General features: G+C 67.4%; 7 protein-coding genes and 1 pseudogene. 1 reads left to right on the top strand and 7 read right to left on the bottom strand.

All coding sequences use genetic code 11. The annotated features are described in order from the left end of the window. Positions 1 to 391, top strand: a 391-nt coding sequence (locus tag C5O18_RS03495) for a YbaN family protein (protein ID WP_105191500.1), incomplete at its 5' end; no start/stop codon positions are given. Positions 392 to 511: 120 nt separating this feature from the next. On the opposite strand, the gene prpF is transcribed toward C5O18_RS03495, so the two are convergent. From prpF to C5O18_RS03460, 7 genes and pseudogenes are all read right to left on the bottom strand, one after another. Continuing rightward, positions 512 to 1711 (bottom strand): 2-methylaconitate cis-trans isomerase PrpF, encoded by a 1200-nt coding sequence (prpF, locus tag C5O18_RS03490; RefSeq protein ID WP_105191498.1) that lies wholly within the window; start codon positions 1709 to 1711, stop codon positions 512 to 514. Beyond that, on the bottom strand, positions 1708 to 4308 hold the full coding sequence (gene acnD, locus C5O18_RS03485) for a Fe/S-dependent 2-methylisocitrate dehydratase AcnD (RefSeq protein ID WP_105191496.1): 2601 nt from the start codon (positions 4306 to 4308) through the stop codon (positions 1708 to 1710). Before acnD ends, prpF begins: the two co-directional genes overlap by 4 nt. Before the next feature lie 120 nt (positions 4309 to 4428). Beyond that, entirely contained in the window at positions 4429 to 5583 is a 1155-nt protein-coding gene (prpC, locus tag C5O18_RS03480) for a bifunctional 2-methylcitrate synthase/citrate synthase (RefSeq protein ID WP_105191494.1), read from the bottom strand. Between the two features lie 43 nt (positions 5584 to 5626). Further along, positions 5627 to 6511 (bottom strand): methylisocitrate lyase, encoded by an 885-nt coding sequence (gene prpB / locus C5O18_RS03475; protein WP_105191492.1) that lies wholly within the window; start codon positions 6509 to 6511, stop codon positions 5627 to 5629. Positions 6512 to 6618: 107 nt separating this feature from the next. Then, positions 6619 to 7260: pseudogene (locus C5O18_RS03470) on the bottom strand (GntR family transcriptional regulator); the annotation flags it as partial. A 246-nt stretch (positions 7261 to 7506) separates the two neighbouring features. After that, positions 7507 to 8904 carry an MFS transporter gene (locus C5O18_RS03465; RefSeq protein WP_206389709.1) on the bottom strand — a complete coding sequence of 466 codons (1398 nt, stop codon included), beginning with the start codon at positions 8902 to 8904 and terminating at the stop codon, positions 7507 to 7509. A gap of 7 nt (positions 8905 to 8911) precedes the next feature. Then, positions 8912 to 9341, bottom strand: a 430-nt coding sequence (locus C5O18_RS03460; RefSeq protein WP_105191488.1) for a DUF2238 domain-containing protein, incomplete at its 5' end; no start/stop codon positions are given.

Here is a 9341-nt window from a genome sequence, read left to right as displayed (position 1 = left end):
GCTCGCGGCCTGGTTCGCCAGCCGCGGCTCGCCCCGCCTGCTGGCCTGGCTCGAGCGCCACGAGCTGTTCGGCCCCATGATCTCCAACTGGCGCGCCGGCGGCTTCGTCAGCCGCCGGGCGAAATGGAGTGCCACCGTCATGATGGCGCTGTGCGCCGTCATCCTGGCCTGGACCAGCGACCATGTCCTGCCCTTCGCCCTGGTCAGCGCCATCATGCTGAGCGTGCTGGTCTGGCTCTGGCTGCGGCCGGAGCCGCCGGCCGGCGTGCCGGATGCCGCAGAGGCAACCTCTGCGCTGGGCACTCACCCGCCCCTGCCCGCCGATGCCCGAGCGGCAGCCGCAGTGACTGCGGCGACCGACGACGGCACGCCCCGGAGCAGCCACCCATAAGCAAATGCCCCGCGCCTGTCAGACAGGTGCGGGGCATTTGCTATGGACACTGGTGCAGCATGAAGGCAAGGCACGGGAGACCGTGCCGGCAGCCACAACGGCGCACCGGCACGGAAACGGTCAGAAGCTGCCGCCCGGCACCCTCACCCAGCCTTCCATCAGGATTCGCGCGCTGCGGCTCATGATGGCCTTGGTCACCGTCCACTGGCCATTCTGCTGCTCGGCGGCGGCACCGACACGCAGCGTGCCGGACGGATGCCCAAAGGTCACCGCCTCGCGCGCGCCGCCACCGGCGGCCAGGTTCACCAGCGTGCCCGGGACCGCGGCGGCGGTGGCGATGGCCACGGAGGCGGTGCCCATCATGGCGTGGTGCAGCTTGCCCATGGACAGCGCGCGCACCAGCAGGTCGACCTCGCCGGCCTTGATGGCCTTGCCGCTGGACGACACGTAGTCGGTCGCCGGCGCCACGAAGGCGATCTTCGGCGTGTGCTGGCGGGTCGCGGCCTCTTCCGGCGTCCCGATCAGGCCCATGCGCAGGGCGCCGGCGACACGGATGGCCTCGAAGCGCTTGAGCGCCTCGGGATCGGTGTTGATCTGCTCGCGCAGCTCGGTGCCGGTGTAGCCGATGTCCGCCGCGTTCACGAAAACGGTCGGAATGCCGGCGCTGATCATGGTCGCCTTCAAGATACCGCCCTTCACGACAGCCTCCGGCACCTCGAGGTCATCGACGAGGTTTCCGGTCGGGAACATGGAGCCGCCATCCTCGCCGTCATCCGACGGATCGAGGAACTCGAGCACGATCTCGGCGGCCGGGAAGGTCACGCCGTCGAGCTCGAAGTCACCGGTCTCCTGCACCTCGCCGCCGGTCACCGGCACATGGGCGATGATGGTCTTGCCGATGTTGGCCTGCCAGATGCGCACGACACAGGTGCCGTTCTGCGGAATGCGCGACGCATCAACCAGCCCGGCCTGGATCGCGAACGAGCCCGCCGCCGTGGACAGGTTGCCGCAGTTGCCGCTCCAGTCCACGAAGGCCTTGTCGATCGAGACCTGGCCATAGAGGTAGTCCACATCGTGGTCCGGCACGCTGCTCTTGGCCAGGATCACGCACTTGGACGTGCTCGACGTGGCGCCGCCCATGCCGTCGATATGGGCGGCATAGGGGTCGGGGCTGCCGATCACGCGCATGAACAGCCGGTCGCGCGCCTCGCCTGGCACCTGGCAGGACACGGGCAGGTCCTGGAGCCGGAAGAACACGCCCTTGGACGTGCCGCCACGGATGTAGGTGGCGGGGATTTTCACCTGAGGGAGATGGCTCATGCCGTGGTCGCCTCCAGGAAGTCCTTGGCGAAGCGCTGCAGCACGCCGCCAGCCTCGTACACCGACACTTCCTCGTCGGAGTCGAGACGGCAGGTCACCGGCACGCGCACGACTTCGCCGTTGCGGCGGTTGACCACCAGCGTCAGCGTCGCGCGCGGCGCCAGCGCGCCTTCCACGTCATAGGTCTCGGTGCCGTCGATGGCCAGCGTCAGGCGCGTGGTGCCCGGCTTGAACTCCAGCGGCAGCACGCCCATGCCGATCAGGTTGGTGCGGTGGATGCGCTCGAAGCCTTCCGCCGCGATCGCCTCCACGCCGGCCAGGCGCACGCCCTTGGCGGCCCAGTCACGCGACGAGCCCTGGCCGTAGTCGGCACCGGCGATGATGATCAGCGGCTGCTTGCGCTCCATGTAGGTCTCGATGGCTTCCCACATGCGCGTGACCTTGCCTTCCGGCTCGATGCGCGCCAGCGAGCCCTTCTTGACCTGGCCGTCGACCACGGCCATCTCGTTGACCAGCTCCTTGTTGGCGAAGGTTGCGCGCTGCGTGGTCAGGTGGTCGCCGCGGTGGGTGGCGTAGGAGTTGAAGTCCTCTTCCGGCAGGCCCATCTTGTGCAGGTACTCGCCGGCGGCCGAGTTCATCACGATCGCGTTCGACGGCGACAGATGGTCGGTGGTGATGTTGTCCGGCAGCACCGCCAGCGGACGCATGCCCTTGAGCGTGCGCTCGCCGGCCAGCGCGCCTTCCCAGTACGGCGGACGGCGGATGTAGGTCGACATTTCGCGCCAGTCGTACAGCGGGGAAGCGGCCTTCTCCGCATCCTGCTTCTCGAACATCGGGATGTAGATCTGGTTGAACTGGGCCGGCTTCACCGACTTCGCCACCAGCTCGTCGATCTCCTCGTCCGACGGCCAGATGTCCTTGAGGCGGATCTCGCGGCCGTCGACCACGGCGAGCACGTCCTGCTCGATGTCGAAGCGGATGGTGCCGGCGATGGCGTAGGCCACGACCAGCGGCGGCGAAGCCAGGAAGGCCTGCTTGGCATGCGGATGGATGCGGCCGTCGAAGTTGCGGTTGCCGGAGAGCACGGCGGTCGCGTACAGGTCGCGTTCGACGATCTCCTGCTGGATCTTCGGATCGAGCGCGCCGGACATGCCGTTGCAGGTGGTGCAGGCGAAGGCGACGATGCCGAAGCCCAGGGCCTCGAGGTCCTCCATCAGGCCGGCTTCCTTCAGGTACAGCTCGACCACCTTGGAGCCCGGCGCCAGCGACGACTTCACCCAGGGCTTGCGCACCAGGCCGAGCTGGCGGGCATTGCGCGCCAGCAGGCCGGCGGCGATGACGTTGCGCGGGTTGGAGGTGTTGGTGCACGAGGTGATGGCGGCGATGATCACCGCGCCATCCGGCATCAGGCCCTGGGCTTCTTCGGCACGCGCCTTGTCGAGATCGACGGCGATGCCGCGCTCCTTGAGCGCCGACACCGGCAGGCGGCGATGCGGGTTCGACGGGCCGGCCATGTTGCGCACCACGCTCGACAGGTCGAACGTCAGCACGCGCTCGAACTCGGCCTTGGCCAGCGTGTCCGACCACAGGCCGGCTTCCTTGGCGTAGGTCTCGACCAGGGCGACCTGCTCGTCGGTGCGGCCGGTGAGGCGCAGGTAGGTCAGCGTCTGTTCGTCGATGGAGAACATGGCGGCGGTGGCGCCGTATTCCGGGGCCATGTTGGAGATGGTGGCGCGGTCGCCGATGGTCAGGCCGGGCACGCCCTCGCCGTAGAACTCCAGGTACGAGCCGACGACGCGCTCCTTGCGCAGGAACTCGGTCAGCGCCAGCACGATGTCGGTGGCGGTGATGCCGGGCTGGCGCTTGCCGGTCAGCTCGACGCCGACCATGTCCGGAGTGCGCATCCAGGACGCGCGGCCGAGCATGACGTTTTCGGCCTCGAGACCGCCCACGCCCACCGAGATCACGCCCAGCGCATCGACATGCGGGGTGTGCGAGTCGGTGCCGACACAGGTGTCCGGGAAGGCCAGGCCGTTCTGGCTGTGGATCACCGGCGACATCTTCTCCAGATTGATCTGGTGCATGATGCCGTTGCCGGCCGGGATCACGTCGATGTTGTCGAACGCGGTCTTGGTCCAGTTGATGAAGTGGAAGCGGTCTTCGTTGCGGCGATCTTCGATGTCGCGATTCTTCTGGAACGCGTCCGGATCGAAGCCGCCGCATTCGACGGCCAGCGAATGGTCGACGATCAGCTGCACCGGCACCACCGGATTGACCTTGGCGGGGTCGCCGCCCTGGTCGGCGATGGCGTCACGCAGGCCGGCGAGGTCGACCAGCGCGGTCTGGCCGAGGATGTCGTGGCAGACCACGCGCGCCGGGAACCACGGGAAGTCGCGCTCGCGCTTGCGCTCGATGAGCTGCGTCAGGCTTTCGGTGATGATGGCCGGGTCGGCCTTGCGCACGATGTTCTCGGCATGGATGCGGGCGGTGTACGGCAGGCCGTCCCAGGCGCCCGGCTTGATGGCATCCACCGCGGCGCGGGCGTCGAAGTAGTCGAGCGACGTGCCGGGCAGGTTCTTGCGGAATTCTCTGTTCATGATGTCTCTCTGGATCAGCGCCCCGGAAGGGCGAAAGCCCCGCTCCCGGTCCGGTGCGGACAGGAAGCGGGGCTGGTCGGGCCGGGACCGCCATGCGGTCCCCCTTCTGCTTCCTGCCGCTTACTTGCGGTCCTGGATCGGCACGAACTTCTGGTCTTCCGGTCCGACGTAGTTGGCGCTCGGGCGGATGATCTTGCCGTCGATGCGCTGCTCGATGATGTGCGCGCTCCAGCCGGAGGTGCGGGCGATCACGAACAGCGGCGTGAACATGTCGGTGGGCACGCCCATGACGTGGTAGCTGACGGCGCTGAACCAGTCCAGGTTCGGGAACATCTTCTTGATGTCCCACATCACGCTTTCCAGACGTTCGGCGATGTCGAACATCTTGGTGCTGCCGGCTTCCTTCGACAGGTCCAGGGCAACCTGCTTGATCACCTTGTTGCGCGGGTCGGACACGGTGTAGACCGGGTGGCCGAAACCGATGACCACTTCCTTGCGGCCGACGCGCTCGCGGATGTCGGCCTCGGCTTCGTCCGGGTTGTCGTAGCGCTTCTGGATCTCGAAGGCGACTTCGTTGGCACCGCCGTGCTTCGGACCGCGCAGGGCACCGATGCCGCCGCAGATGGCCGAGTAGATGTCGGAGCCGGTGCCGGCGACCACGCGCGAGGTGAAGGTCGAGGCGTTGAACTCGTGCTCGGCGTACAGGATCAGCGAGGTGTGCATGGCGCGGACCCAGCTGTCCTTCGGCTTCTCGCCGTGCAGCAGGTGCAGGAAGTGGCCGCCGATGGAGTCATCGTCGGTCTCGACTTCGATACGCTTGCCGTTGTAGGCGAAGTGGTACCAGTAGAGCAGGATGGAGCCCAGCGACGCCATCAGCTTGTCGGCGATGTCGCGCGCGCCCGGGTGGTTGTGATCGTCCTTCTCCGGCTTCACGCAGCCGAGCACGGACACGCCGGTGCGCATCACGTCCATCGGGTGCGACGACGGCGGCAGCTGCTCGAGAGCGACCTTGACGGCGGCCGGCAGGCCGCGCAGCGACTTCAGCTTGGTCTTGTAGGCGGCCAGCTCGGCGACGGTCGGCAGCTTGCCGTGCACCAGCAGGTGGGCGATTTCCTCGAACTCGCTGGTGGTGGCCAGGTCGAGGATGTCGTAGCCGCGGTAGGCCAGGTCGTTGCCGGTGCGGCCGACGGTGCAGAGCGCGGTGTTGCCGGCGGCGGTGCCGGACAGGGCGACGGACTTCTTGGCCTTCGGGAGGACCTGTTGCGTTTCACTCATTGTCATTCTCCTGGTCGGGTTCCGATCTTGTTTTGAAAGTCAGTCACTTGTTCTTCGAGAACAGCTGATCGATCTTGTCTTCGTAGCTGTGGTAGTTCAGGTACTCGTAGAGCTCCTTGCGCTTCTGCATCAGGTCGAGCACGTTGACCTGGGTGCCTTCCTTGCGCACGGCCTCGTAGACGGCCAGCGCGGCCTTCTGCATGGCGCGGGTGCCGGACAGCGGGTAGAGCACCATGGCGATGCCCTGCTCGCCCAGCTCCTGGGTGGTGTAGTACGGCGTGTCGCCGAACTCGGTGATGTTGGCCAGCACCGGCACGTTCACGGCGTCGCAGACCTTGCGGTACATGGTGATGTCGGTCATGGCCTCGGCGAAGATGGCGTCGGCGCCGGCTTCGACATAGGCGCTGATGCGGTCGATGACGCCGTTCAGGCCTTCCTTCTGCAGCGAATCGGTACGGGCCATGACCACGAATTCGCTGTCGGTCTTGGCGTCGACGGCAGCCTTCACGCGGTCGACCATCTCGTCGATGGCGACGATCTCCTTGTTCGGACGGTGGCCGCAGCGCTTCTGCGCGACCTGGTCCTCGATGTGCACGGCGGCGGCGCCGGCCTTGATCATTTCCTTGATGGTGCGGCCGATGTTGAACGCCCCGCCCCAGCCGGTGTCGATGTCGACCAGCAGCGGCGTGTCGACGGCGGCGGTGACGCGACGCACGTCGGTGAGCACGTCATCCAGCGAGGTGATGCCCAGGTCCGGCAGGCCGTAGGAGTAGTTCGCCACGCCGGCGCCGGACAGGTAGATGGCCTTGTAGCCGACCTGGGTCGCCATCATGGCGGCATAGGCATTGACCGTGCCCATGACCTGCAGCGGCTTTTCGGCGGCGATGGCATCGCGGAAGCGACGACCGGCACTGGGTTTCACTGACATTACGCACTCCTGGCCGGGATCGCCGGCGTTTCGGGGGTTGTGGCTGGAAAGGGGGCCGCGCCCTGCCCTTCGGCATCGGCGCGAGCGCCGCCGTCACGCACGCGGGCCTCGATGTTGGCGCGGGCGGTGGCGATGTGGCGACGCATGAGGAATTCGGCGAGCTCGCCGTCGCGGGCCTCGATGGCCTCGACGATGCGCTGGTGCTCGCCCAGCGCTTTCGCCGGGCGGCCTTCGGTGAGCGAGAACTGGCCGCGGTAGATGCGCACGCGGTGGTAGAGCTCGCCGCACAGCATCTGGATCAGCACCGCGTTGTGGCTGCCGTGGATGACGCGGTAGTGGAAGTCGACATTGCCTTCTTCCTGGATGTAGGCGCGGCCTTCCTGCTCGGCGATCTGCTGTTCGTGGCGGCGCAGCAGCGCCTTCAGGTCGGCGATCTCGGCATCGGTCATGTGCTCGGCGGCGAGGCGGCAGGCCAGGCCTTCCAGGGTCTCGCGCACCTGGTAGATCTGCAGCAGCTCGTCCAGCGACAGCGCCATGATGCGCACGCCGACATGCGGGATGCGGGTGATCAGCTGCCGGCCTTCGAGCCGGCGCAGGGCCTCGCGCAAGGGGCCGCGCGAGACACCGTAGCGCGCCACCAGCTCGGCTTCGGAGACCCGCGAGCCGGCAGCCAGCTCGCCCTTGACGATGGCATCCTGGATCTGCGCGAAGACCTTGTCGGCCAGGGTCTGACGCGGCTCGTCCAGCATCAGCGGCTCCGCCACGCCGTCGCCGACGGCTTGCGGAACGCTCGCTGGAAACTTCGCGGAGCCTGGCGTCATGTCAGTCATGCATTCTGGCCGGATTGTCTACAATCTTGCAGGTGGCGTGACATTAAACCCGTGAAACCGCTTGGTCAACCCGAAATCAGCCGATTTTGTCGACACATTCCCCTACTGGACCAAAGTGCTATGGCACGGGCCGGCGTCCCCCGCCGGGAACGCCCTCCTGCGGCATCAGTCGCCGCGTGCCTGCCAGGCATCCGCCGCCGCCATGCCACGGCGCTCGTCGACACCGGCCACGATCAGCATGGAGATGGCGAACAGCGCCAGGCAGAACAGGATGGCGTCGGCCAGGCCGAAGAACAGCTGCAGCAGGCCCAGGCCGATCATGCCGAACACCGCCGCCAGCTTGGCCGCCGTGCCCCAGAGGCCGAAGAACTCCGCCGACTTGCCCGCCGGGGTGAGCAGGCCGACCAGCGCGCGCCCGGCCGACTGCGCCGACCCCAGACTGAGGCCGGCGAGGCAGCCGGCGACCAGGAACACATGCTGGGCCTGCCAGTCGGTGCCCAGGTGTTCGCGGCCCAGCGCCGCCACCTCGGGCGTCAGCCAGATCGCCAGGATGGCCACCACCCACAGACCCTGCGACAGCAGGTAGGTGAGGCGCGAGCCGATGCGGCTCTGCAGCACGCCGAAGCCGATGGCGCCGACGGCGGCGTTGAACTGCACGATGACGAACATGAGCGCGCGCACGTCGTCGTCCCAGCCGATCACCTGCGCGCCGTAGATGAAGGCGAAGCTGACGATGATGGCGATGCCGGCCATGGAGAAGAAGATCGACAGCAGCAGCCGGCGCAGGTCGCGGAACTGCTGCATTTCGCTCCAGGTCTCGCGCAGGCGGCGGAAGCCCAGGTGCAGCACAGATTCGCCGGCCGGCAGCACGCGCGCCCTGCCCCGCTCGCGCAGCCAGAAAAAGGTAGGCAGGCAGCCGAGCAGCACGAAGGCGGCGGTGAACGGGCCGACCCAGCGCACGGTGTCGTAGTTCTCCAGACTCACCTCGCCCAGCCAGGCCACCGAGAACGCCGTCGCCACCAGGCCGCCGATGTAGCCCAGTCCCCAGCCCAGTCCGGAGATCCAGCCCAGCGATTCGCGCGGCCCGAGGTCGGTGAGGAAGCTGGCAATGAAACCCTCACCCAGCGCGAAGGCGAAATTGGTCACGATGATCAGCAGCATGGCGAAGGCGATCCAGCCCGGCTCGACGAAATACAGCAGCGCAGTGCCGGTCACGGTCAGCACATAGGTCACGAACAGGAAGCGCTTGCGCGTCGCGGTGTAGTCCATGATGGCACCGCAGACCGGGTTCACCAGCGCCACCGCCAGGCAGCTGAGCGCGATGCACAGGCTCCACAGCAGGTTGCCGAGCCGGTAGTCCGGCGCATCGCCGACGATCACGCGGGTGAACAGGTCGCCGAAGATCACCGTGATGATGAGCAGCGTGTAGGCCTGGTTGGCGAAGTCGTACATGGCCCAGCCGAAGATCTCGCGCTTCGGCGCCAGCGGCACGGCAGGCGGCGCCGCGGATGGCGCGGCGGCGGCCGGCGCGGACGTGTTCAGGGCAGCGGTGTGATCGGTCATGGCGGGGTCATCCGGCGTGAGAAGTGCGTGGTGTCAGGGGGGATGTCGGCGACAGGCGCAGCGCGCGCCGGTCCATGAAGGGTGCGAGCAGCGACCCGAGCAGGGCCAGCGCCATGTCCTTGTGGGCATCCCAGACATCGCCCTGGGTGCCCAGGTAGGCCATGCCCAGACCACCGCCAAAGTACTCGGCGGCGGCCCACTCGACGAACTCGTAGAGCATGGAGATGAACGCCAGGATCAGCACCGGTAGCGCGATGCGCCAGGCCGGCGGCAGGGTCAGGCGGTCATCCAGCAGTTCGCGCAGCGGGCGGAAGAACAGCAGCCCGAAGAGGAAGTGCACCAGGCGGTCGAAATGGTTGCGCTCGATGCCGAACTGCTCGCGCAGCGTGGTGCCTGTGAGCGCCCGCAGCCAGTCCTCGTAAGGCACTTCGGCATAG

The sequence above is a fragment of the Amnimonas aquatica genome (genome assembly GCF_002943415.1).
GTDB lineage: Bacteria > Pseudomonadota > Gammaproteobacteria > Pseudomonadales > Moraxellaceae > Perlucidibaca > Perlucidibaca aquatica_A.
Note: the sequence above shows the minus strand (reverse complement) of the source record. Positions and strands in the feature narration are given on the sequence as shown.

Coding starts and splice junctions, on each gene's coding strand:
- prpF (WP_105191498.1), bottom strand. CDS start 1,711: ATGAGCCATCTCCCTCAGGTGAAAATCCCCGCCACCTACATCCGTGGC.
- acnD (WP_105191496.1), bottom strand. CDS start 4,308: ATGAACAGAGAATTCCGCAAGAACCTGCCCGGCACGTCGCTCGACTAC.
- prpC (WP_105191494.1), bottom strand. CDS start 5,583: ATGAGTGAAACGCAACAGGTCCTCCCGAAGGCCAAGAAGTCCGTCGCC.
- prpB (WP_105191492.1), bottom strand. CDS start 6,511: ATGTCAGTGAAACCCAGTGCCGGTCGTCGCTTCCGCGATGCCATCGCC.
- C5O18_RS03465 (WP_206389709.1), bottom strand. CDS start 8,904: ATGACCGATCACACCGCTGCCCTGAACACGTCCGCGCCGGCCGCCGCC.